The organism is Aquimarina pacifica (assembly GCF_000520955.1).
Taxonomy (GTDB): domain Bacteria; phylum Bacteroidota; class Bacteroidia; order Flavobacteriales; family Flavobacteriaceae; genus Aquimarina; species Aquimarina pacifica.
In genome coordinates, this window is the sequence record NZ_JACC01000029.1 from 39,361 (window position 1) to 63,105 (window position 23,745).

Here is a 23,745-nt window from a genome sequence, read left to right on the forward strand (position 1 = left end):
CAAAAAAAGACAACCAAAATCCTTTAAAAATCATGATTTTAAAGATGAAAAGGTATCAAGTGATGAAATATAATTAACAAATCACGTCATACTGAATTGATTTCTGTAAGTAGAAGGAGTTTTTTGAGTAACTGCTTTAAAAGCAAGATTAAATGAAGTAACATTTCCAAAACCGCAATCATAAGCGATTGTTGCTATTTTTTCTAAAGCATAAGCAGGGTCAATCAACAACAATTTGGCCTTTTCAATTCGATAAGAATTTACAAACTCAGAAAAATTTTTGTTTTCGTTCTCATTAATTACCTGTGATAGTTCCCTTGGCGTAACCGCTAATTTCTCTGCAATTATTTGCAATGAAATTGTATTATCCAAATAAACTTCTTCACTTTCGAAAAGTGTCTTAACATTCTGGATTAACTTAGTCGAGGCCTTTCTATCAATTGCAGAATTACTGTATTTTTCTAAAGAAAAAACATGCCTTTTAAGCAGCAAATATGAGAACCCATAAACTAATATAGAATACAAAATTGCTCCGCCGATATAAAAAGGTATAAATCCTGCAAAATTACTTAGGTAAAAAAACCAAATAAGGCATGCTCCAAACACAATGGTTCGATACCAGGTAAGGAGTTGTGGATTTGCCTCTTTTCTCACTTTATAGATATATGCCCAGGATAAAGTCAAATATATCCCTAGATGAAAAACGACAAGACCATAACTAAGATAGGACTCCCAATTTCTGGTATTAGGAATGATTGTGCTACCCAAAACAAAAATTGCAAAAGGCACAAAATGTAGAAAATAAAATTTTGAAAGCATATACTTCTTATTCAGAAGCGCTTTACCATAAAACCATAAAAATGGTCCCGACATTAATATTCCTGAAATACCAAGATTACGCTGCCAAGGTTCTAAAACAATATAATTATTAAAAACAGACTTCCCTATTCTAATTGTTAAACCCAAAAGAACAAAAGCCAACAATCTATTCGCTTTTTTATTTCCTTTTTTTAAAGTAAAAAGATAAAAGCATAAAAAAAGTGCTTGTGCCAAACCCAAACAACTCAAAACTAATATAAAACCCTCTTTAATCATAGTTCCAAAATTAAAATGATCTCATATATTTTTAGTTAAAATTACGCAAAACTATATTTCTTATTTTCGGTTTGGGATCTACTTTTTCAATTGCTTTGTCCTTATGTCATTGAAAACAAACCTGTAAAACACGTATTTTTTTGATCACGTAAAAATTAAATTTTATACCACCAAAACTGCCAAACAAATGTTAAATCTATATATTTGTATTTGACTATGAAATTGTATTATCATTTGAAGTATACAATTAAATAGTGCCTTATGGTCTAACAAAAGGCATTTTCAAAATCTCCTTGTAAAATGAGCACTTTTGCAAGCATACCCTAAAAGAGTTTGAAAGTATAAGAATAGGTTAGCTTTACTAAAACAAAACACTATGGTTATAGAATACGTATATTTTGCTATCGCTCTCGTTGGTATGCTATTTTTCTTTTTTTTGCTGAGCAAATTTTTCAAATGGTTGCAAAAGAAAACAGATCAATTAGAAAGAAATATTTTTTTTGGAGGGAGTAAAGCAGCTCAGTTTTTCAGATTTATTACACCTTCTAGAGAACGTCATATTCTTAAAGCATTATTAAGACTGCTAAAAATAGGTGTTGGACTAACTTTTTTAGTCTTTTATTTACCTTTTTTATTCAGCTTTATTCCCCAGACCAAAGAATATGCTGATGTTGTGTTAGGTTATATAAAAAAGCCATTGTTTTTCTTGTATAATGGGCTTCTTGATTTTATACCGAATCTATTCTTTATTATTGTCATTTTCTTTGTTACCAAATATTTACTTCGTTTTCTGAAATATGTTACTGGTGAGTTAGAAAAAGAGGCTGTACGCCTGGATGGCTTTCATGCAGACTGGGCACGCCCTACTTTTAATCTATTGAGAGTTGTAATTATTGCTTTTGCTGTTATTATCGTTTTTCCGTATATCCCTGGTTCTGATTCTCCGGCTTTTAAAGGGCTCTCTATCTTTTTTGGGATTTTATTTTCGTTGGGTTCTACTTCTGCTATTTCTAATATTGTAGCAGGTATTGTAATTACCTATATGCGTCCTTTCAAAATAGGAGATCGTGTAGAAATAGGAAATACGATAGGAGATATTACAGAGCGTAGCTTGTTGGTAACCCGAGTAAAAACTATAAAAAACTTAGATATTACTATCCCTAATTCTTCTATTCTAGGAAATCATATTGTCAATTTTACTACCAATGCCGCAGAAGATGTCGGGATTATATTACATACTTCAGTAACTATAGGGTATGATGTATCAAGTAATAAGGTCTTAAAGGCTTTAATAGAAGGAGCCAAAAAAACAGAATTAATCCTACAAGAACCCTCTCCTTTTGTTTTGATCAAAAGCCTAGATGATTTTTATGTAAACTACGAAGTCAACGCCTATACCAAGAACCCAGAAAAAGCGGCAGTTATTTACTCTATGCTTCATGATCATTTAAAAAATGAATTGCATAACGCTGGGATAGAAATACTATCTCCACATTACAGTGCAATGAGAGATGGAAATGTACTCACAGTACCACCAGAGAATATTCCTGAAAATTATGTGATCCCTGGCTTTAAAATTCAGAAATAATTAGCCCTAGAATTTTAGATTAAAACTACATAATATAAGGTTTGTACATTTGCTGTTTGAAGATTTCTTACTTTTGGGATCCCAGTAAAAAGTTAGACATGATCGAATATTACGACTACATAAAATCGTTACATCTTATATTTGTGATTACCTGGTTTGCCGGTTTGTTTTATATGCCGCGCCTCTTTGTATATCAAATTGAAGCCTCTCAGAAACCATCTCCAGAGAAAGAAATTTTGAGTAAGCAACTTAAGCTAATGGCAAAGCGACTATGGTTCATTATTACTTGGCCTTCTGCAATTTTGGCAACCTTATTTGCTATTTGGTTGTTACTATTAATCCCTGAGTGGCTGCAACAACCTTGGATGCATATAAAACTTGGATTTATAGTGTTACTTATACTCTATCACCTCAAATCTCATCATATATACAAGCAATTACAAGTCGATATTGTCAAGTGGTCCTCTAATCAAATGAGAATGTGGAATGAAGGTTCTACTATCATTCTTTTTTCTGTTATATTTTTGGTAATCGTACGTGATGCCGTGAATTGGATTTATGGTGTTATTGGGATCATTTCACTGGCTGTTTTACTTATGTTAGGAATTAAATTTTATAAAAAAATACGGGATAAAAACCCAGAGGCTTGATATGTTTATAAAGCAATTTTTATAAAATTCAACATACAGGAAAAGGTATTTGATATTGTTATCTTTCTTTTTGATACCAAATCAATTTCTGAAACAATGTTATCTACGTTACCTCATCAGTTTTGCTTATCTTCGTGCAACTTTAGCATAATTCTATGATTAAATCAATGACAGGCTTTGGGAAATTTGTATTACAACTTCCTGCAAGAAAAATCACAATTGAGGTTAAATCCCTTAATAGCAAAAACTTAGACCTCAACGCAAGAATTCCTTCTCAGTATAGAGAAAAAGAGTTAGAGATGCGAAATACCATTGCCAAAACTCTTGTACGAGGTAAAGTTGACTTTGGTTTATATGTCGAAGCTACAGGCGAGGAGACTTCTAATAAGGTAAATGAAGGTATTGTAAAAGAATACATGCGACAGCTTTCTAATGTTCATAATGGAGATGCTACAGAATTAATGAAAATGGCTATTCGAATGCCTGATGCCTTAAAAACTGAACGTGAAGAAATAGATGCTAAAGAATTTAATGCCATTAAAGAAGCACTTACCAAAGCACTTTTAGAAATAGAAGATTATAGAAGTAATGAAGGAAAAGCACTGGAGAAAGACTTTAATCTTCGCATCAAAAATATTAGTGAGTTACTGGATAAAGTAAAACTAATAGATCCCGAACGCATGATTGCGGTTCGAGAAAAACTTCAAAAGGCTGTTTCTGACCTAAAAGAAGATGTAGATCAAAATCGTTTTGAACAAGAATTAATTTATTATCTCGAAAAATTTGACATTACCGAGGAAAAAGTTCGACTTTCTAATCACCTAGAATACTTTGCTACTACCTTAAATTCTAATGACTCAAACGGAAAAAAACTAGGATTTATAACTCAAGAAATCGGAAGAGAAATTAATACAATTGGTAGTAAATCAAACTATGCACCTATGCAACAATTAGTAGTGCAAATGAAAGATGAACTCGAAAAAATTAAAGAACAATTACTAAACGTTTTGTAAATGAACCAAGGTAAACTTATTGTACTTTCGGCACCGTCTGGGAGTGGAAAAACTACTTTAGTTAAATACTTACTTCATCAAGAAGAGTTAAATCTTGGCTTTTCTATTTCTGCTGCTTCCCGCGAACCTAGAGGCGGAGAAATTCATGGAAAAGACTATTATTTTTTATCTCTTAGAGAATTTAAGAACAAAATCAAAGCTGATGAATTTCTAGAATGGGAAGAGGTCTATCGAGATAATTTTTACGGAACCTTAAAAACAGAAATACAACGTCTTTGGGATAATGGGAAGCATGTAATTTTTGATATTGATGTTGTGGGCGGTCTTGATATCAAAAGCATTTATCCGGATCGTACATTGGCAATTTTTATAAAGCCACCGAGTATCGAAGAGCTTAAAATTCGCTTAAAAAAGCGTAAAACAGAATCCGAGGACAAAATCAATATGCGTGTCGCCAAAGCTTCTACAGAAATGGCTACGGCACCACAGTTTGATGCTATTGTCACCAATGATGACCTAGAAAAAGCCAAAGAAGAAGTATATCAATTGGTAAAAAAGTTTCTTCTGAAATAAGCTTAAAAACTTATTGTAAATAATCAAGCTGCCCAACGTCTGAAGACGTTGGGCATTTTTTTGGCACTCTCATAACTACAAAAGTCACCAATACAATACCATTTTTGTACTCAGACAAAACAAAAAGAAAGAGACCCTCTACAAACAATACAACCAGTAACAAAATAGTCTTTACCAGTTATATATACCAACCTAGATTATCATCTAATTAAACTGACACAAAAAAATGAAGAATAAATAGAAGGAGGTTTAAGTTTCTTTACACCTAGTACACTTCATATTCGCGGTAATAAAATATTTTTCATCTTTTTTGGGTAATGAATCTACGCTTTATGTACTTATTAATAGATCGATCAAATTAATTGTATTGAGGTGTAACCCGAAAAACCTTTATTAGAGTAGGGACTATTAAAACTTATTACTAATGAAAAATCATGTAACAAAATTAGTATTTCTGATCTCTATTTCCATTTTTTTATTTGGATGTGAAAAAGAAGATTCTATGGTATCCACAGAAGTGGAAAAAGAAGCACTATTAAAAAATTCAACATCCAAAGATATTGAGAATCCTGAGGAGGAATTTGGAGACATAGAGCAAGAAGAGATCGTTAAAATCTCTCATAATTACTATTATAATGAAAGGGAATTTAATGTCACTTATACATATAATCAAATAGAGGACGAGATCACTGATGTATCCGGCGATCTAGAAATGGCAGAAACTCTTTTTACTAAAGAAGAAAGCGGCACAACATTACTTTTTGATAAGCTTGAAGAAGATAGTAAAGAGATTAGTGTGCGCGTATTTGACTCAGAAGAAGAGATGACCGCGTATATGGAGAAACATTTAGAATTAGAATTACCAAAAGAAGAAGAAGAAGGCCAAGAGACAGAAAATAAAGGTTTTCGATGCAATAGTTATGACTATTGGGGGCATGGTAACTTTTATTTTTATAAACACGCATATTATAGCTCACAAATGAATAGTTTGAGAAGAACATCGAGAAGAGCTACTGGGAATCATTGGGTAGGCTCGGGAAATAATGATCAAATGTCTTCTGCAATAATTACAAAACCATATTGGTATAATGGGTATCTACGTCTCAAAGAGCATAGCTGTTACGGAGGAAAGTCTCTTAATTTTTATATTCCCGGATATTACTATTGGTCCTCTTATGGTATCAAAAATTTATCGTGGTATACCCTTAAATGGAAATGGTTTAAGAAAATTTCTTGGAATGATCAAGTTTCATCTTACCAAGGATGGTGTTGGTATTAAAAACGGATCTAACCTCTAATTTTAACTAAAAAAGGAGCGAGAAGATTTATCAATTGGCACTACTAATATAAGCCTTGTTTTGGGTTTTGAAACCTAAAACAAGGCTTCTTCCTTACAAAGGTTATTCAAAAAGCTGGTTCGATTTCAGCACATTCAAAAAACTCTTTTTTCCTTATTATCCCAAAGACATTACTCAAACGTATAGTTTTCCCTTATGACTTCGGTTACCCTAAAATATCCATTTGCATAATTATCTTTGTTATCCACATTGATACAATTTCCTTTTACATCCACAGGTGTCGGATCAAAAATACCTGCTCCAAAAAATTGACCAGAAAGAATATTAACATAATTATAATAAGCCTCAGAAATCCCAAAAAGATAAATCTCTATGGTATCACCAACCACAAACTCTTCATCTTCATCCTCTTCTTCATCATATTTCTCAACCAACAAGCCAATTTCATTACCATTTACAAACTCATCTTCGAAAGCAGCTACAGAAGAAAAACGTTCTCCTTCTTCTTCAACCTTAATAAAATAATAGTTCCCTTCTTCTTCGGGGTCAATAAATGTAATATTGGCTTCGAGTGCCTCTTCATCAAAACCATCTTCTCTTGATTGTGTGATATTTATAAAATCTACAACCGGAAATAGTGTTTCTGTAGCTTCATACTTTTCTCCATTGTATATCACTTCCAATGTATAAGAATCATAAAATACAGGAACAAAATCAACGGTCGTATATGTTCCGTCATTTTGATCCGTAAAATTAAATACTGCGCCACTAGTAGTATTGGTTACGTTGACCGATGCACCTGTAACTGCAGTATTAGAAGTGGTATCAAAATAGGCCGTCGACGTGCTTAATTTTATTATTTGATTATTTCCTGAAGTACCTTTTTCCCAATCTAGAGATGCTTCTATCGTTAACCTTGTAGGTGCTGTTTGTACATCTACATCAATCACATCCTCGCAAGATATAATACAAAATACCATAAGTATTATAAAAAAAATGTGTGTTATTTTTATGTATGTATTTGTATTCATTGCTCTAGAATTTAAAATTATAAGTCACTGATGGTACTAAGCCAAAAATTGCTGTTCTGGTTGCTTCATTAGCACCTGTTTCTAGGTTTTGACCAAAAGATACGGATGCGGCATTCCTACGATTATAGACATTATAGATTCCGAAAACCCATTCGCCTTTCCATCGTTTATGCGGTTTTCTATTAGGTCTGTATGTTGCAGAAATATCTAATCGATGATATGCGGTTAACCGATCAGAATTACGATCAGAATAACTCGCTATAGAAAACCCCTCATATTCGTATTGACCATTGGGATAGGTCACAGGTCTTCCGGTTTGAAATACCAGATTTGTTCCGAAACTCCATTTATCATTCAAAGTATACGACCCTGTTATTGAGATATCATGTGTTCTATCATAAGGCGTATTATACCAATCTCCATTATTAATCCCCGGACCTCCTGCAGTACCTCCTAGGGTTCTTTGTTCTGATTTTGATAAGGTATAGGCAAACCACCCTGTAAATTTTCCTGTGTTTTTTCTGAGCAAAAACTCCAATCCATAAGCTCTGGATTCTCCATTTAATATTTCTGTTTCGATAGTATTATTCCCTATCAAATCTGCTCCATCGATATAATCAATTCGATTGTCTGTTGTTTTGTAATAGGTTTCTAATTCTAGAGAGTAGGTTTTGTCTTTAAAGTTTCTAAAATATCCCAAGGCATACTGATCAGAACGTTGCGGCTTTATATATTGTCCACTAGGAGTCCATACATCTAAGGGGGTAATCGAAGCTGTATTAGACAGTAAATGAACATACTGTGCTGCGCGCGAATACCCTGCTTTTATCGATGATTTATCATTTAACTGATAAGCAAGTGCAGCTCTGGGTTCTAAGGTACCATAATTCTCAATGGTCTCATTTTTTTCAAAATCTGTTTCTCCAATAGGAATTCCACGTTCATAAATACCTAAGGTCGTATTATAGACTACAGGTTGATCATTGGCATAATTTGTCATGGCCTGCCCACCAAATCTGCTAAAAACGCTGTATCGAGCACCGTATTGCAGTGTTAACTTATCACTGAGCTTATGCTCGGCATTGATGTAAATACCTCCTTCGAATGCTTTTTTTCTATCAAGATTAAAAGGATTTATTTGTGAGGTTCCTGAGGTAGGACGAATTTGTCCCGGGTCAAAATCATAATAAATACCACTGACACCAAAATCTAAAGTATAGGTATCGCTTGCATACGATTTTAGATCATACTTAAGATTATAAGTATTGATCGAGGACAGCCAATCGAACTTATCGGTCTCAATCCCTATTTTATAGTCATATTTACTATAAATAAAAGAAAGATTAGAAAACAACTTATTATTAAAAATATGATTCCATCGCAGGTTACCAGAAAGATTCCCATATCCCATAGTAAAATCATCACCAAACTTAAAATTATCTCTTCCGAAATAACCAGATAGATATAATTTGTTATGCTTGTTAAGGCTATAATTTGTTTTAAGATTAAGGTCGTAAAAATTAGCACTATCATCTTCTCCCGCTACTTTTGCCAGCACTTGTGCATACGAACTTCTTCCTGCCACCAAAAATGATCCTTTTCCTTTAAACAAAGGCCCTTCTAGAGCCAATCGACTCGAAAGTAAACCAATCCCACCGCTCATTGCAAAATTCTTGCTATTCCCATCCTTTTGTCGAATATCCAATACAGAAGATACTCTGCCTCCAAAACGAGCCGGAATCCCACCTTTATACAACTTAACATCCTTAATGGCATCCGAATTAAAAACAGAAAAGAAACCAAAAAGATGGGAGGTATTATAAATAATGGCCTCATCTAATAATACTAAATTTTGATCTGCTGCCCCTCCCCGCACATGAAATCCTCCGAAACCTTCATTACTATTGGCAATTCCTGGTAACATCTGCAATGATTTTATAATATCTATTTCTCCTAAAACAACAGGCATTTTTTTGATAGTTCCAATTTTTAGTTTGGCAATGCTCATTTCTGGCTTTCTCAGGCTTACGCGCTCTGTTTCTTCTGCCTCTATAATTACTTCTTCTAATTGAGTAGATGATTCTTGCATTTCAAAATCTATCTTTTGGTCCTCTTTTAGAGCAATACTTTTAGTCACTTCTAAATATCCCAAATAGTAAACAATTAGATCATAACTCCCTTCTAATGTGGTGATAGAATAAAAACCATATTCGTTGGTGACAACACCTACAGAGGTTCCTTTGAGAAAAACAGATACTCCAGAAAGGGACTCTCCATTGCTTCCATCTGTAATTGTTCCACTAATTGTATGACTGACTTGTGCTTTTGATCCTGTACAAAGAAAAAGTAACCCTAGAAAAACGAATAAAGCATGTATTTTTTTTTCTGGATGAGGTGCATATAGCATAAAGAATAATTTTGTGATTAAATCTAAAATTGTCAAAAACAGCGAATCATTGCATATTGCGGGTTATATAAAACCACTAAACTTTATGAAAATTTTATGTTAAGAACATCCTAAGGACGAGATCTATTAACGGGATGTTACAAGTTATATTAGAGATTTTAAGAAGATTTAAGTCCAACGCAGATATTCTGGCGTACTTTTTATTCGTTGCTGAACCATATAATCACAATTCAATTATGCCCTAGACATTCTTTATTGTTCGTTACCAAAAAAGAAATCAAAAAGGAGGTTTACGAATTCTTTCCCTATTAGTAATATCGCAAGAACTAATCAAAAAAAATCTAGAGATACGAAACCGAAATTACATCCTTTTGACTGTATAAAATTCATACCTTTGGATATATTTATAAGCATCACTTTTGTGCTTTACTATCTTTTACAAAACAACTTTAATTAAATGAAAAACATAGGGCTCTATTTTGGGACATTTAATCCTATTCATATCGGTCATTTGGCGATTGCCAATCATATGGCAGAATTTTCTGATCTTGATGAATTATGGATGGTGGTGACACCTCACAACCCTTTTAAAAAGAAAAGTTCTTTATTAGATAATCACCATCGATATGAAATGGTCTATCAAGCAACAAAAGACTATCCCAAGCTACAACCTAGTGACATAGAATTTAAGCTACCTCAACCCAATTATACCACTGACACCCTTATCTACTTGCAAGAAAAATACCCGAATGATAGATTTAGTCTAATCATGGGAGAAGATAACCTGAAGAGTTTTCATAAATGGAAAAATTATGAAGTGATTCTAGAACACCATGATCTTTATGTTTATCCTAGAATTTCTGCAGGCATTACAGATAGTCAATTTGAGAACCATCCTAAAATTAATCGGGTGGATGCACCCATCATGGAAATTTCTTCAACTTTTATTCGAAAATCTATTATTGATAATAAAAATATACGCCCTCTTCTACCTGGAGCCGTTTGGGATTATATTGATGAAATGAATTTTTATAAATAATTTACAAAATATATATTTTTCATAGCATTCTAATTTCTTATTCCTCATAAGGATTCAACGCTACTTTTGCTCTTTTAATTAGACTATGCACACGATCGCTTCCACCAGCAATAATGGCTGCGGTAAGAATAATATCAATAGATTGAAGTATCGTTGCTTGCATACCTAATCCTCCCTCCTCTACATCAAATAAGACCCCAGAGTTAAACAAAGCACCAGTTAGAATGCGAATTCCTGAAAATGAAATTAGCAACCCCATAATAAAACTTATCACCCGAATTCTTCGTTGTCTTTTTAGTCCCTGTTGCTCTAATTCTATTTTTAGTTCTTCTCTTTCTCTTACCATACGCCGTTTATTCTCTTTTTGCTCCTTTGTAAGCAGTATAATCTGCTCATCGATTTCAGAAACAAGTGCTTCTGGGTCCATTTTTTCTAATATAGCATTGATTTTTTGAATCCTTTTTTTTGACGCTTCTTTCTTTTTTTTGTTAGCATCAAATACAAATATCTCTATGGATTGTTCTACCACTAACATAATAATCGAAACATATCCCAACACACCAATTATTGTACTTGGTTCTATTATTGTAAGGTCAAGTGAGGGTAATTGGTCTTCAAAAAATATAAAAGCCACTATGGTTGTAATAGCAAGGAGAATGAAAAGGATCACTGTAAGGTATTTATAGAATAGTTTCATCTCTCAGAAATGGTTTTAATGTATATTCATATAAAAATACAAAACTACGAGTACAAAAGTCAAGAGATCTTCGATTATACTAAATACATTATAACAAAGACAGTTTAGCTGTATTTTATACAAAATCCGAAATCTTGAGTCAGAACATAAACATTATAAGGTATCATTTTCTTAGATTCCTTAAGCCTTCGTAGACTACTATGCCTACGGCATTCGCAAGATTTAGGCTTCTAATATGAGGGTTGTGTAACGGTATTTTGTATAGTTGATCTGCAAATTGATCTGTAATTTGTTTTGATAAACCTGCAGATTCTTTTCCGAAAACAAAAAACATATCGTCTTCATACGGGATATCATAGTACTCCTTTTTTGCATGACTCGAGAGAAAGGTCATTTTTTTGTCTTTATGCATTTCAAAAAACTCATCTGCATTTTCATAGGTATGCAATTCGATATGTTTCCAGTAGTCTAATCCGGCTCTTTTGAGTCTGGAATCAGTAATCTCAAAACCAAAAGGTTTTACCAAATGTAATATGGATCCTGATGCTAAACTTAGCCTACCAATATTACCCGTATTTGTATGTATTTCTGGTTCTATGAGAACAATGTTATAGGGCATTAGAATATATCTTCTTTTTGATCATAAAAAATTATCGGTATTTTCCTCTATTCTATTTTCCTGGAAAATCTGCTTTACGTTTCTCTAAAAATGCCGAAGTTCCTTCTTTAAAATCTTCGGTACCAAAGCAATTGCCAAACTGTTCTATTTCTACATTATATCCATTCACTCCATCTTCGTAACCTGCATTAATGGCTTTTATCGCTGCACCTATGGCTACCGAAGAGTTTCGCATAATTTTACTTCCTAATTTCTCTGCTAATGCTAATAGCTCTTCGGGTGTAGTGATATGATTTACTAAACCGTATTGTAATGCCTGTTGGGCATCGATCATTCCTGCTGTCATAATCATTTCCATCGCCCTTCCTTTTCCTACTAATTGAGGAAGTCGTTGCGTACCTCCATATCCAGGTATCACTCCCAAAGACACTTCTGGGAGCCCCATTTTGGCTGTATCACTGGCAATTCTAAAATGTGCTGCCATCGCTAGCTCTAAACCACCACCCAATGCAAAGCCATTAACCGCAGCAATGACCGGAGTTGTGAGATTTGCTACAAAATCAAAAAGTAGTTCCTGCCCTTTGGCTGCTAGTTTTCCTCCTTCACCAACCGAAAAATGTGCAAACTCACTTATATCAGCTCCTGCAACAAAGGCTTTCTCTCCGCTCCCGGTAATAATAATTACTTTGGTGTCTGTATCTAATTCAGCTACACGAAAAGCAGCATGTAGTTCCTGAATGGTATCTTTATTAAGGGCATTGAGCTTTGATGGACGATTAATAGTTATCCTGGTAATACCATTATTTTGCGCTGTAAGAATGTTGGTATACATGTGATTTTATGTTTTTTAACTTCCGCATAAGCGAAAACTTAATTTGTACTTATATTTTAATCAGTTGGTTAGGTTATTGTAAAGTTATTCCTTCTTAAAAAGAAATCAGATTACACCTTCGGAAATCTAACTTTAAAAATGGTTCCCTCTCCTTCTTTTGAAGTAAAGGTAATACTTCCGTTATAGGTTTCTATAATATTTTTAACCATACCCAATCCGAGTCCCATTCCGCTTGTTTTAGTTGTAAACTTTGGTTCAAAAATCTTACCTTGATTTTCTTCTGATATCCCTATTCCGTTGTCTGTAACAGTTATGACCACATCTTTATCTTCTACAAATACATGTACTCTAATTTTGGGTGTTCGATCTTCAGGAATAGATTGTATACCATTCTTTACCAAATTAGTAACGACTCTAATAAGTTGTGTGCGGTCAAAATCAGCAATAATTTCTTCTTTCTCTGAAGGAAAAACAATATAAGATTCATCAAAAATATCCAAAGCTAACCCGACAACCTTTACTACGTTAAGCGTTTCTACTTGTTGAGCAGGCATTTGGGCAAAATTCGAGAATGCCGATGCAATAGAACTCATTGTATCAATTTGTTGAATTAGTGTAGCACTATACTCACTTACCTTTTGATGTATATTTGCATCATTGGGATCAAACTTACGCTGAAAACTTTGTACTGTAAGTCGCATAGGAGTTAACGGATTCTTAATCTCATGCGCTACTTGTTTTGCCATTTCTCGCCAAGCTGCTTCTCGTTCACTTTTAGCCAACTTTACTGCGCTATTCTCAAGTTCGTCGACCATACTATTGTATGCATTTACAAGAGAATAAATTTCTTCACTAGCGTTGCCGATAGCAATTCGTTTATTTTCTTTATTTAATCTAGTTTGATCAATCGTGTCTGATATAGTTTTTAGAGAACGAGTAATATATTTTGAAAGAAAATATGCCAAGGCAATCGCAATTAATAACATCAAAATGTATACTTGACCCAAACGCTTTAAAAATTCCTTGAGTTCTCTAGTGATAAAATCATCATTTTCTAGATAAGGAACATTAAGAATAGCGAGCGGCTTTGCTCTACCATCAGAAATATAGGTATAAGAAGACAAAAACTTTTTATCTTCTTTTTCTGATTTGATCAAATATCGTTTGTCATAAAGAGAAGCTAACGTATCAATAATAACAGGTGGTAATTTATGCCCGATAGTATCTTCTATAAAGTTACCTTCTGACTGAATTAATATACTACCCGATAGATCATAAATATTAATTGGTAGCGAGTGTTCTTCAGAAATTTGATAAATACGCCCTCTTTCTCTAAAAATTAAGGTAACATTTTCTTCATTAACAGGGTATGTCGTACTTTTTAAAACATTATTGATAGCTATTTGTATGCGCTCTTCTTTTCTCTCGAGACGTTCCTGGTGATATTCTTCTGCTTCTTCTTTATATTGATAAATTGTTACAGCGGCAATTAGTATAGAAGCTACTAATACCAATAAAGTCATCGTAATAAAAATTCGTGTACGAAGGGAGAGTTTTAGCAACGTCATGTTTCTTTTTGAGCCATAAATATACTAAATATCTTACCAAAATAGTTCTAAAAACGAATCATGGTCCGCACTGATTTTCCTAAATTTACTTCTATAATTGCATTATGGATAATACAACTCTACTTTCAGTACAAAATCTTTGTGTTTCTTTTTTAACAGAAGGAAACAAAAATCAAGTGCTTCATAATATTTCTTTTGATATTCATAAAAATGAAATTTTGGGTATGGTTGGAGAGTCTGGAAGCGGCAAATCGGTTGCTTCATTATCTATACTGGGTTTATTACCCAAAAAGAACACTAAAATAACAGGGGCTATTAACTATAATGACACCTCTCTTACAACTCTTACAGACAAAGAGTACAGATCCATTCGAGGTAATGAGATTGCGATGATTTTTCAGGAACCTATGAGTTCGCTAAATCCTTCAATGAGATGTGGTAAGCAAGTAGCAGAGATCCTTAAACAACATACTACTTTATCAAAAAATGACATCCGAAATGAAGTGTTATCATTATTTGAGAAAGTGCAACTACCAGACACGACACGAGCCTATACGTCCTATCCGCATCAATTAAGTGGTGGACAAAAGCAACGTATTATGATTGCTATGGCTATCGCTTGCAAGCCAAAACTCCTTATTGCTGACGAACCTACAACGGCACTAGATGTAACGGTACAAAAAGAAATTATTGGTTTACTTAAAACCCTTCAGAGGGATTATAAAATGAGTATTTTATTTATCTCTCATGACCTTTCTTTGGTGTCCGAAATAGCGGATCAGGTGTTGGTATTATATAAAGGAAATATAGAGGAGTACGGAACTACTGATGCTATTTTTTCTGCTCCAAAAAAAGAGTATACCAAAGCCCTTATCAATGCTAGACCCCCTATGAATATTCGATATAAAAAACTGCCTACAATAAGCGATTTTCTCGAAGGTGAGGATCAAGAAAGACAAGTTATCTCTATCGAAGAACGAAAACAAAAACATCAAAATCTATATAGTAATCCCCCGTTACTTGAAGTTATTAATGTTGAAAAAAGTTATTTTTCTAAGGCAGGTTTCTTTAACAAAAAAGAATTTAAGGCTGTAGATGATGTAAGCTTTAAATTATATGAAGGAGAGACCCTAGGGCTTGTAGGAGAATCCGGTTGTGGTAAATCTACACTAGGAAATACCATTCTACAATTAGACAAAGCGAATAAAGGTCAAATTATATATAAAGGTCAAGACATAACGAACTTATCTGCTACAGGTATACGAAACCTTCGAAAAGAGATTCAACTTATTTTTCAAGATCCTTTTGCCTCCTTAAATCCAAGATTAACTGTAGGAAAAGCAATTATGGAACCCATGAAGGCCCATGGACTATATCCCAACGATACTGAATGCAAACAAAAAGTTTTAGCGTTATTACGACGAGTAAGCCTTACCGAAGCTCATTTTGATAGATACCCGCATGAATTTAGTGGTGGGCAGCGTCAACGCATTGGTATTGCCAGAACTATTGCACTACAGCCAAAATTGATTGTATGTGACGAATCAGTAAGTGCTCTTGATATTTCGGTACAAGCGCAAGTGTTGAATTTGCTAAATGAATTAAAGGAAAAATTTGGTTTTACATATATTTTTATCTCACATGATCTAGCTGTTGTAAAATATATGTCGGATCAATTACTAGTTATGAATGCTGGTAAAATTGAAGAAAAAGGAGATGCCGATGCGATTTATGACGATCCACAAAAAGAGTATACAAAAAAACTTATTAGTGCTATTCCAAAAAATACTGCCGAATAAACTAGATATTCTAATTCACCTCACTTTATCAATTTCTTAATATTAACTATAGGGACGAGAGGGTTTCTCGGGATAGCATACAAATAAAAAACCTGTTACGTTTTATTAAAACTCTAACAGGTCTCATTCATCGCGACTTGGGGATAGTTACGATTACTAACTAACAACAAAAATTACATCAATAAAAATACTTTTTTAGCTACATAAACACAGTTTGAAATCAATTCTATTGTAGGCTTGATTGACTTCTGTAGACTATTCATTCTTTTTTTCATAATTTGGGATAAAATGTGTGGGTTATTATTTTGTTTACATCAATTAAAAAAATTAGTACTCAACTATTATTTTTTAAATACACTGCAATATGCAAATTATTTTCAATAAAAACGTTGAAATACACCAAAAATCGTTGAAATACACATAATTTTAACATTTGATTCAAAAACCGTAGTATTTCGGTATTAAAGTAAAGGTTTAAGTATCTTTTTTCTTGCAAAAATTGTAATCTTTTTCCTTCAAAATGATAAAATTAAGCCCTCTAAAAAGCAAACGTTTTCTTTTGGCTTTTATTATCCGCCCTAAATTAGTTATTATTCGACACTCTTGCAATAGAATTAGTCAAAAATCAATTTAAAATCATTTCGGGTATATTTCCCTCAATTATCAGGTTTCCTTCCGTAGCTTTTTTGATTTCCTCTACCGAAACTCCAGGGGCTCTTTCTAAGAGTTTAAACCCGTTTTCTGTCACTTCCAAAAACCCCAAATTTGTAACTATTTTTTTCACACAGTTCACACCTGTGAGTGGCAATGAACATTTTTTTAATAATTTAGATTTTCCCGCTTTATTGGTGTGCATCATCGCTACAATAATATTCTCGGCGCTCGCAACTAGGTCCATTGCTCCTCCCATTCCTTTGACCATTTTACCTGGGATTTTCCAATTTGCTATATCTCCTTTTTCAGAAACCTCCATAGCTCCTAATACTGTTAAATCAACATGTTTGCCTCGTATCATACCAAAACTCATAGAAGAATCAAAAAAAGAAGCTCCGGGCATCGTAGTTATCGTTTGCTTTCCCGCATTAATAATATCGGCATCCTCTTCTCCCTCAAAAGGGAAAGGCCCCATACCCAAAACGCCATTTTCGCTTTGAAAATCTACCTCTATACCTTGCGGAATATAATTCGCCACAAGCGTGGGTATGCCAATTCCTAAATTGACAAAATATTTATCCTTTAGTTCTCCTGCAATTCGTCTTGCAATTCCGTTTTTATCTAACATGATTATCTTCTTCTGATCTTATATGAGTTAAAGCTCTTTATTAAACTATTTTCTTGAATCCACATTAAAAGTGGAATTGAGAAGGTTATCGTCCCTATTAATCCGAAAAAAAATAACAAAATAAAAGTAACTACAACACTTATTCCCAATGCTAATAGCAATTTTTTAGTGTCATTAACAGCATCTATTCTATTGATGTGCTTATTTTCTATTTTTCCACAATGCAAACAATTTACTTTAACCTCATCACCAATCTTCATTTGTAAGTCTCCTCTCGTTGGGGCAACGGGTGTAAATTTATTTTGCTTTTTACATCCAGAACAGGTAAACTCTAATCTCATAAAACAGTTTTATATTTGTGCGTTAATTACAACCTATTTTTTCAAGTTTTAAAGTCTAATTCAAATTAGGCTGAGGAGTCATTCTTAGATATGGCTTAATTTCTTTGTGTCCTTTCGGAAACAATTCTGGGATTTGTTCATTCGTTACAGCTGGCGAAATCACACAGTCCTCACCATTGTTCCAGTTTGCCGGGGTAGCCACCTTATGGTACGCGGTTAACTGAAGTGAATCTATTACACGTATTAATTCATCAAAATTTCTACCGGTAGAAGCAGGATAAGTAATAGTAAGCTTGATTTTTTTATCCGGTCCAATTACAAAGACAGAACGAACAGTCAATTGGCTATCGGCATTTGGATGAATCATATCATAGAGTTCTGATACTTTTCTATCATCATCTGCTATTATAGGAAAATTAACAGTTGTTTTTTGGGTCTCATTAATATCTTTAATCCACCCATGGTGTGACTCTAACCCATCTACACTTAATGCCGCAACCTTTACGTTACGTTCATTAAATTGTTGTGTATATTTTGCTACTGTCCCTAATTCTGTAGTACAAACAGGTGTATAATCAGCGGGGTGCGAAAAGAGAACCCCCCAATTATCTCCTAACCAGCTATGAAAATCAATTTCGCCTTCTGTTGTTTGTGCTGTAAAGTTTGGTGCTTCATCACCTAATCGTAATACTGCCATGATTTGTGTTTTTAATAATTTATGTTAGTGAAGATTATTCTCTTTGGCGCACTGTGCGCTGTTCAATTCTTTTCTCGTATTGCGCTCCTTTAAAGATTCGTTGTACAAAAATTCCTGGGATATGAATTTTATCAGGGTCCAATGCTCCTGCGGGTACTAATTCTTCTACTTCGACTACGGTAATCTTTGCAGCCCCGCACATGCAGGGATTAAAGTTTCTCGCTGTTCCTTTGAATATTAAATTACCTGCTTCGTCACCTTTCCAGGCCTTGATAAAGGCAAAATCAGCCTGAACCGCATGTTCGAGCACATACATCTTGCCATCAAATTCTCTGGTTTCTTTTCCCTCTGCTACTTCGGTACCATATCCTGCTGGTGTATAAAAGGCAGGAAAACCTCTTTGGGCTGCACTACATCGCTCAGCTAAGGTTCCCTGAGGTATAAGTTCTACTTCAAGTTCTCCGCTTAGCATCTGGCGCTCAAATTCATCATTTTCTCCCACATAGGAAGAAACCATTTTTTTTATTTGTTTCTTTTGGAGTAAAAGTCCTAATCCGAAATCATCAACTCCTGCATTATTAGATACACAGGTAAGTCCTTTTATATTGAGTTTTACAAGCTCTGCAATAGCATTCTCAGGGATCCCACATAACCCAAACCCTCCTAATAAAAATGTCATATTGTCTTCGACGCCTAACAACGCTTCAGTCACGTTGGATACCGTTTTACGAATCATATTGTTTCTAATTTATCTGACTAAAAGTACTAAAAAATAGCACCATTTCCTTTCCAAATTAGATAGTTTTAAGACTACAATATGTTTTCTTTTTTTTGTTAACGAGAATTTAAGAACTTTCTATTTTTATAACAGATATTAATAATAGTATTAAGAAACATTATAGACTAAAATCGTCTATACCTTCATCCTGTTGCTGAATCGCTTTTTTCTTAAAAGCTTCGCAATCTACTTCTATTGATAGCTCTTCGGGTTGCGCAAATGCTTTTTTAGAAATACTTAGGGTTTTATCAGCATAGCATTTCTTCATAAACAACCCCCAAATAGGCAGTGCCATCGCAGCCCCTTGTCCAAATCTTGTCGTAGGAAAATGCGTTGCTCTATCATCTGCTCCTACCCATACTCCTGTACAAAGATTGGGTACAATCCCCATAAACCATCCATCACTTTGATTTTGGGTAGTTCCCGTCTTACCAGCAATCGGATTCGTAAACTCATACGGATATCCTGTGATAACATTTTTAAGATCATACCTAGAAGACGCTCCTGTTCTCAAGCGTGTTCCTGAGCCATATTGTGTTACCCCTTCCATAAGGTTAATGGTAACATATGCCGCTTCTTTACTAAGTACATCACGAGTTTCTGGCACAAATTGATATAGAACAGCTCCATTTTTATCTTCAATACTAGTAATTGTTACAGGTTTGGTGTAAATGCCTTGATTCGCAAAAGTACTATAAGCACCTACCATTTCTGATAACTTAAGGTCTACTGACCCTAATGATATAGAAGCCACTTCTATAATCTCAGATTCTATACCCATTTTCTTTGCCAAACGAACAATTGGCTCAGGTCCTATTCTATCCATTAAACGTGCTGATATTGTGTTTACAGATTTTGCCAATGCCCCTTTAAGACTCAAATAACCTGTATAATCAGCATCACTGTTTTTGGGTGTCCAATCATTTTCTACCACTCCATGAGATCCTACTGGGATCGTAATTTGAGACACTGGGATTGTATCACAAGGAGATAATTTAAGCTGATCTATTGCTGTTGCATATACGAATGGTTTAAATGTTGACCCTACTTGACGGGTTCCTTGATACACATGGTCATATTGAAAATGCTTGTAATTAATACCTCCGACCCAAGCCTTCACATGGCCTGTTTGAGGCTCCATTGACATAACACCTGATCGTAAAAATTGCTTGTAATAAAGCATAGAATCTCGAGGTGTCATGATCGTATCTATTTCTCCTTTCCAACTAAAAATTTTCATCTCTGTTTTCTTGTCAAAAGAAGCAAGAATCTCTTCTTCACTTTTACCTTGACTTAACATCTTTTTTCTTCTAGCTGATGATCGTATCCCTCTATTTAAAATACCTTTAATTTCGTCTTTAGTTAAATTCCTAAATGGACTTGTTTTATTGTTCTTCTCTTGCTTGTTAAATTCTTTTTGTAAGTTAGACATATGGGCTGCTACAGCTTCTTCTGCATATTTTTGCATTCTAGAATCTATAGTCACATTAATTCGTAGACCATCTCTATATATATCATAATAATCTGGTTCTCCTTCTTCATCTTCTCCTTTAGGATTATTTTTCACCCAGTTAGACATCCAGCTTCTTACATATTCTCTAAAATAGGTCGCAGTACCATCATTATGTCCTTCTGGAGAATAATCAAGCTCCAAAGGTAATGCCTGTAAACGTTCCTTTTCTTTCTCAGTGATATATTCATACTTCTCCATTTGCTTGAGCACAACATTTCTTCTCGTTCGAACCATTTCTGGTCTACGTAATGGATTAAATAATGAAGAATTTTTAAGCATACCTACAAGTACTGCTGCTTCCTCTATCTTTAGGTCTTTAGGATGTTTTCCAAAATAAATACGTGATGCAGAACTAATACCAATTGCTTGATTAAGAAAATCGTACTTATTAAGGTACATAGCAATAATTTCTTTTTTAGTGTATTGCCTTTCAAGTCTTGTAGCGATTACCCATTCTTGAATTTTTTGCTTGATTCGTTCCCAAATATTTTTAGAACCTCCGCCAGAAAACAACAATTTTGCCAATTGTTGAGTGATCGTACTAGCTCCTCCTCTCGTGCCTAAAAAAGTAATTGCCCTTAATGTTCCTCTTGCATCAATCCCTGAATGTTTATAATATCTTGCATCTTCTGTCGCAATCAGGGCATCTACCAAATTTTGAGGTAAATCTTCATAACTAATAGGAGTCCTATTTTCTTTAAAGAAAGTTCCTATTTGCACGCCGTCTGCAGAAATAATCTGAGTTGCTAGATCATTTTGGGGGTTTTCTAGTTCTTCGAATTTTGGCATTTCTCCGAATGCTCCCCAACTGGCTAGAAGAAATAATAGCATAACCAATAGCACTCCTGATCCAAATAAGATCCAGAAAACCTTTATATATTTTAGAGAACTACTTAATGAAGTCTTTGATTTTTTCTTTATCGATTTACGTTTTACCGATGCCATAAATAAACTGTTTAAAATCTATTAGTAACAGTTCAGATGAATACTTATTTATTATTCTTTATCAGGTTCTATTTGATTATAAAGAAAAGCCCCATCTGATCTTTTTATTTGAAAATATTTAAACGAGCAAACCAATACTATACATATATCTATTGCTCTATTTCTTGTGCATACTCTATTCTAAATCCAACATCAGTAATCCCCTCAAGTGACGAAACACCATTAACCTCTCCGTTTTTTCTCATAGCATGATGAATTACCAGAACGTACTTACCTTCTTCTTTAAAAGTAACTTTTTCTTTATACCAAAGTTTATTTTCTTTTACATCAGAAAACCCACTACCCAGCCATGTCCCATCAGGTTCTGCCATTTGATACTCTAAGGTGTCTGTCACTACCTTACCATTCGGGAATTTCATTTCACTAATCAAAAATAAATTGCTGTACTTATATTCATTCGTATTACGAATATTAAAAAATAAGTTATAGCTCTGTAATGAATCAAGTTCAGGAAGCTCAAAATTTACTTTCTCATCAATCTCCCAAGTACCAGAAACTGTTTGATAGGAATCAAAAACTCTTTTATCATCACAAGAAATACATGTGATTAGACCCACTAAAACTAAAAAAAACTTACGACTTCTTGTCATTATTTTTATTACGATATCTACGTTTTTTGTTACGTTGATTATTTGATTTATTGGTATTCTTTTTATCAGAAGCACCTTCTTTTGAGGTATTAGAAGCTACTTTTTGTTTTTGTGTGTTTTTTGAGGCAGTTGATTTTTGTGGCTTATTTTTTTTGGTCGTTTGTCTTTCTGAAGATGCTGGTTTTGCATTTCTTTTCTTATTACGATTTCTTCTTCTTCGACTACGTTTTGGCTGATCAAATCGTGTTAAGCTATCTTGTCCTACAACGTTTTCAAAATCTGTTTTAGTATCTTCTAACAAATCTGATGCAAAATCTTCTAAGCTTGCGATTTTTTCATTATTATTATTCGAAGCTATTATCTCGTTAACATCTTCTGCAGTAATCTTATGCCAATTCATCCATTCTCCTTCATAGGCATACCATAATACGCCCTTGAAAATATCTATTTTTTGACAAACAGCTGTTCCTTTTTCTGTTCTAAGTTTTGTTTCCGTTTTCGGAAAACTTTTTAACGCATCGATATATGCATCTAACTCATAATTAAGACAGCATTTTAATTTCCCACATTGTCCTGCAAGTTTTTGAGGATTAAGAGATAATTGTTGATACCTTGCAGCACTCGTATTCACAGATCTAAAATCTGTAAGCCACGTAGAACAGCATAATTCTCGACCACAAGAACCAATACCTCCTAATCTAGCTGCTTCTTGTCTAAACCCAACTTGTCTCATCTCTATTCGGGTACTAAACTCATGCGCAAACTCCTTAATCAATTGTCTGAAATCAACACGTTCTTCGGCTGTATAGTAGAAAGTTGCTTTTGATCCGTCTCCTTGAAACTCGATATCCGAGATCTTCATTTGAAGTTCTAATCGAATTGCAATTTCTCGAGCTCGAACCTTCATAGATTCTTCTCTATCCCGAGCTTTTTGCCATATATCAATATCTTTTTGAGAAGCTTTTCTGTAGACTTTTCTTACTTCATCACTGTTGGTTTCTATTTTCTTTCTCTTCATCTGGATCCGAACTAACTCTCCAGTTAGGGTAACTATACCTACATCATGGCCAGGTGAAGATTCTGTTGCAATGATATCTCCTATACTTAAAGAAATATTTTCTGGACTCTTATAGAAGTGTTTTCTTCCATTTTTAAATCGTACTTCTACATACGGAAAAGGCGCCGATCCGCTGGGAAGCGACATATTAGACAACCAATCAAAAACAGTTAATTTATTGCAACCATCTGTACCACAGGTACCATTATTCTTACAGCCTTTTGGCTGCCCGTCTTTTGCGGAGGAACAACTGTTACACCCCATATTTTCTAT

General features: G+C 34.1%; 21 protein-coding genes. 7 read left to right on the forward strand and 14 right to left on the reverse strand.

All coding sequences use genetic code 11. From position 1 onward, the window contains the following. Positions 1-81: 81 nt before the first annotated feature. Positions 82-1,095 carry a helix-turn-helix domain-containing protein gene (locus tag DZ60_RS0114870; protein WP_025742833.1) on the reverse strand — a complete coding sequence of 338 codons (1,014 nt, stop codon included), beginning with the start codon at positions 1,093-1,095 and terminating at the stop codon, positions 82-84. 376 nt (positions 1,096-1,471) lie between these two features. Here DZ60_RS0114870 and DZ60_RS0114875 point away from each other — a divergent pair, with 376 nt between their 5' ends. From DZ60_RS0114875 to DZ60_RS0114895, 5 genes are all read left to right on the forward strand, one after another. Further along, positions 1,472-2,683, forward strand: coding sequence for a mechanosensitive ion channel family protein (locus tag DZ60_RS0114875; protein ID WP_025742834.1), 1,212 nt, complete (start codon positions 1,472-1,474; stop codon positions 2,681-2,683). Positions 2,684-2,781: 98 nt separating this feature from the next. After that, positions 2,782-3,333 (forward strand): CopD family protein, encoded by a 552-nt coding sequence (locus tag DZ60_RS0114880; RefSeq protein WP_034229815.1) that lies wholly within the window; start codon positions 2,782-2,784, stop codon positions 3,331-3,333. A gap of 155 nt (positions 3,334-3,488) precedes the next feature. Next, positions 3,489-4,346: a YicC/YloC family endoribonuclease gene (locus DZ60_RS0114885; RefSeq protein WP_025742836.1), complete on the forward strand. Its 858-nt coding sequence runs from the start codon at positions 3,489-3,491 to the stop codon at positions 4,344-4,346. After that, positions 4,347-4,919, forward strand: a complete 573-nt coding sequence (gene gmk, locus DZ60_RS0114890; RefSeq protein WP_025742837.1) for a guanylate kinase — start codon at positions 4,347-4,349, stop codon at positions 4,917-4,919. Between the two features lie 424 nt (positions 4,920-5,343). Beyond that, positions 5,344-6,198 (forward strand): hypothetical protein, encoded by an 855-nt coding sequence (locus tag DZ60_RS0114895; protein WP_025742838.1) that lies wholly within the window; start codon positions 5,344-5,346, stop codon positions 6,196-6,198. Between the two features lie 189 nt (positions 6,199-6,387). On the opposite strand, the gene DZ60_RS0114900 is transcribed toward DZ60_RS0114895, so the two are convergent. Next, the gene (locus DZ60_RS0114900) at positions 6,388-7,248 is read right to left on the reverse strand and encodes a DUF4249 family protein (protein ID WP_034229816.1); all 861 of its coding nucleotides are present in this window, start codon (positions 7,246-7,248) and stop codon (positions 6,388-6,390) included. A 4-nt stretch (positions 7,249-7,252) separates the two neighbouring features. Continuing rightward, positions 7,253-9,655 carry a TonB-dependent receptor gene (locus DZ60_RS0114905; RefSeq protein ID WP_025742840.1) on the reverse strand — a complete coding sequence of 801 codons (2,403 nt, stop codon included), beginning with the start codon at positions 9,653-9,655 and terminating at the stop codon, positions 7,253-7,255. Positions 9,656-10,112: 457 nt separating this feature from the next. Between DZ60_RS0114905 and nadD the strand changes: the two genes are divergently transcribed. Further along, positions 10,113-10,694: a nicotinate (nicotinamide) nucleotide adenylyltransferase gene (gene nadD / locus DZ60_RS0114910; RefSeq protein ID WP_025742841.1), complete on the forward strand. Its 582-nt coding sequence runs from the start codon at positions 10,113-10,115 to the stop codon at positions 10,692-10,694. Positions 10,695-10,731: 37 nt separating this feature from the next. Here nadD and DZ60_RS0114915 read toward each other — a convergent pair whose 3' ends face one another. The 4 genes from DZ60_RS0114915 to DZ60_RS0114930 all read right to left on the reverse strand — a co-directional run bounded on the left by DZ60_RS0114915 (position 10,732) and on the right by DZ60_RS0114930 (position 14,410). Next, entirely contained in the window at positions 10,732-11,391 is a 660-nt protein-coding gene (locus tag DZ60_RS0114915) for a hypothetical protein (protein WP_025742842.1), read from the reverse strand. 163 nt (positions 11,392-11,554) lie between these two features. Beyond that, complete coding sequence (locus DZ60_RS0114920) at positions 11,555-12,010, reverse strand: tRNA (cytidine(34)-2'-O)-methyltransferase (RefSeq protein ID WP_025742843.1); 456 nt, start codon at positions 12,008-12,010, stop codon at positions 11,555-11,557. A 52-nt stretch (positions 12,011-12,062) separates the two neighbouring features. Continuing rightward, complete coding sequence (locus DZ60_RS0114925) at positions 12,063-12,842, reverse strand: enoyl-CoA hydratase/isomerase family protein (protein ID WP_025742844.1); 780 nt, start codon at positions 12,840-12,842, stop codon at positions 12,063-12,065. Positions 12,843-12,952: 110 nt separating this feature from the next. Next, positions 12,953-14,410: a sensor histidine kinase gene (locus DZ60_RS0114930; protein ID WP_025742845.1), complete on the reverse strand. Its 1,458-nt coding sequence runs from the start codon at positions 14,408-14,410 to the stop codon at positions 12,953-12,955. A gap of 104 nt (positions 14,411-14,514) precedes the next feature. Between DZ60_RS0114930 and DZ60_RS0114935 the strand changes: the two genes are divergently transcribed. Then, positions 14,515-16,209: an ABC transporter ATP-binding protein gene (locus DZ60_RS0114935; RefSeq protein WP_025742846.1), complete on the forward strand. Its 1,695-nt coding sequence runs from the start codon at positions 14,515-14,517 to the stop codon at positions 16,207-16,209. A 625-nt stretch (positions 16,210-16,834) separates the two neighbouring features. Here DZ60_RS0114935 and DZ60_RS0114940 read toward each other — a convergent pair. The 7 genes from DZ60_RS0114940 to DZ60_RS0114970 form a co-directional block, all read right to left on the reverse strand. Next, on the reverse strand, positions 16,835-17,491 hold the full coding sequence (locus DZ60_RS0114940; RefSeq protein WP_025742847.1) for a CoA transferase subunit B: 657 nt from the start codon (positions 17,489-17,491) through the stop codon (positions 16,835-16,837). Between the two features lie 2 nt (positions 17,492-17,493). Further along, the gene (locus DZ60_RS0114945) at positions 17,494-17,832 is read right to left on the reverse strand and encodes a hypothetical protein (protein ID WP_025742848.1); all 339 of its coding nucleotides are present in this window, start codon (positions 17,830-17,832) and stop codon (positions 17,494-17,496) included. A 55-nt stretch (positions 17,833-17,887) separates the two neighbouring features. After that, positions 17,888-18,529, reverse strand: a complete 642-nt coding sequence (locus DZ60_RS0114950) for a peroxiredoxin (RefSeq protein WP_025742849.1) — start codon at positions 18,527-18,529, stop codon at positions 17,888-17,890. A gap of 34 nt (positions 18,530-18,563) precedes the next feature. Then, the gene (locus DZ60_RS0114955) at positions 18,564-19,265 is read right to left on the reverse strand and encodes a CoA transferase subunit A (protein ID WP_025742850.1); all 702 of its coding nucleotides are present in this window, start codon (positions 19,263-19,265) and stop codon (positions 18,564-18,566) included. 160 nt (positions 19,266-19,425) lie between these two features. Further along, positions 19,426-21,765: a penicillin-binding protein 1A gene (locus tag DZ60_RS0114960; protein ID WP_025742851.1), complete on the reverse strand. Its 2,340-nt coding sequence runs from the start codon at positions 21,763-21,765 to the stop codon at positions 19,426-19,428. 149 nt (positions 21,766-21,914) lie between these two features. Next, positions 21,915-22,415 carry a gliding motility lipoprotein GldH gene (locus tag DZ60_RS0114965; protein WP_025742852.1) on the reverse strand — a complete coding sequence of 167 codons (501 nt, stop codon included), beginning with the start codon at positions 22,413-22,415 and terminating at the stop codon, positions 21,915-21,917. Beyond that, positions 22,399-23,736, reverse strand: coding sequence for a PSP1 domain-containing protein (locus DZ60_RS0114970; protein ID WP_025742853.1), 1,338 nt, complete (start codon positions 23,734-23,736; stop codon positions 22,399-22,401). Before DZ60_RS0114970 ends, DZ60_RS0114965 begins: the two co-directional genes overlap by 17 nt. Positions 23,737-23,745: the final 9 nt, after the last annotated feature.

Coding starts and splice junctions, on each gene's coding strand:
- DZ60_RS0114870 (WP_025742833.1), bottom strand. CDS start 1,095: ATGATTAAAGAGGGTTTTATATTAGTTTTGAGTTGTTTGGGTTTGGCA.
- DZ60_RS0114875 (WP_025742834.1), top strand. CDS start 1,472: ATGGTTATAGAATACGTATATTTTGCTATCGCTCTCGTTGGTATGCTA.
- DZ60_RS0114880 (WP_034229815.1), top strand. CDS start 2,782: ATGATCGAATATTACGACTACATAAAATCGTTACATCTTATATTTGTG.
- DZ60_RS0114885 (WP_025742836.1), top strand. CDS start 3,489: ATGATTAAATCAATGACAGGCTTTGGGAAATTTGTATTACAACTTCCT.
- gmk (WP_025742837.1), top strand. CDS start 4,347: ATGAACCAAGGTAAACTTATTGTACTTTCGGCACCGTCTGGGAGTGGA.
- DZ60_RS0114895 (WP_025742838.1), top strand. CDS start 5,344: ATGAAAAATCATGTAACAAAATTAGTATTTCTGATCTCTATTTCCATT.
- DZ60_RS0114900 (WP_034229816.1), bottom strand. CDS start 7,248: ATGAATACAAATACATACATAAAAATAACACACATTTTTTTTATAATA.
- DZ60_RS0114905 (WP_025742840.1), bottom strand. CDS start 9,655: ATGCTATATGCACCTCATCCAGAAAAAAAAATACATGCTTTATTCGTT.
- nadD (WP_025742841.1), top strand. CDS start 10,113: ATGAAAAACATAGGGCTCTATTTTGGGACATTTAATCCTATTCATATC.
- DZ60_RS0114915 (WP_025742842.1), bottom strand. CDS start 11,391: ATGAAACTATTCTATAAATACCTTACAGTGATCCTTTTCATTCTCCTT.
- DZ60_RS0114920 (WP_025742843.1), bottom strand. CDS start 12,010: ATGCCCTATAACATTGTTCTCATAGAACCAGAAATACATACAAATACG.
- DZ60_RS0114925 (WP_025742844.1), bottom strand. CDS start 12,842: ATGTATACCAACATTCTTACAGCGCAAAATAATGGTATTACCAGGATA.
- DZ60_RS0114930 (WP_025742845.1), bottom strand. CDS start 14,410: ATGACGTTGCTAAAACTCTCCCTTCGTACACGAATTTTTATTACGATG.
- DZ60_RS0114935 (WP_025742846.1), top strand. CDS start 14,515: ATGGATAATACAACTCTACTTTCAGTACAAAATCTTTGTGTTTCTTTT.
- DZ60_RS0114940 (WP_025742847.1), bottom strand. CDS start 17,491: ATGTTAGATAAAAACGGAATTGCAAGACGAATTGCAGGAGAACTAAAG.
- DZ60_RS0114945 (WP_025742848.1), bottom strand. CDS start 17,832: ATGAGATTAGAGTTTACCTGTTCTGGATGTAAAAAGCAAAATAAATTT.
- DZ60_RS0114950 (WP_025742849.1), bottom strand. CDS start 18,529: ATGGCAGTATTACGATTAGGTGATGAAGCACCAAACTTTACAGCACAA.
- DZ60_RS0114955 (WP_025742850.1), bottom strand. CDS start 19,265: ATGATTCGTAAAACGGTATCCAACGTGACTGAAGCGTTGTTAGGCGTC.
- DZ60_RS0114960 (WP_025742851.1), bottom strand. CDS start 21,765: ATGGCATCGGTAAAACGTAAATCGATAAAGAAAAAATCAAAGACTTCA.
- DZ60_RS0114965 (WP_025742852.1), bottom strand. CDS start 22,415: ATGACAAGAAGTCGTAAGTTTTTTTTAGTTTTAGTGGGTCTAATCACA.
- DZ60_RS0114970 (WP_025742853.1), bottom strand. CDS start 23,736: ATGGGGTGTAACAGTTGTTCCTCCGCAAAAGACGGGCAGCCAAAAGGC.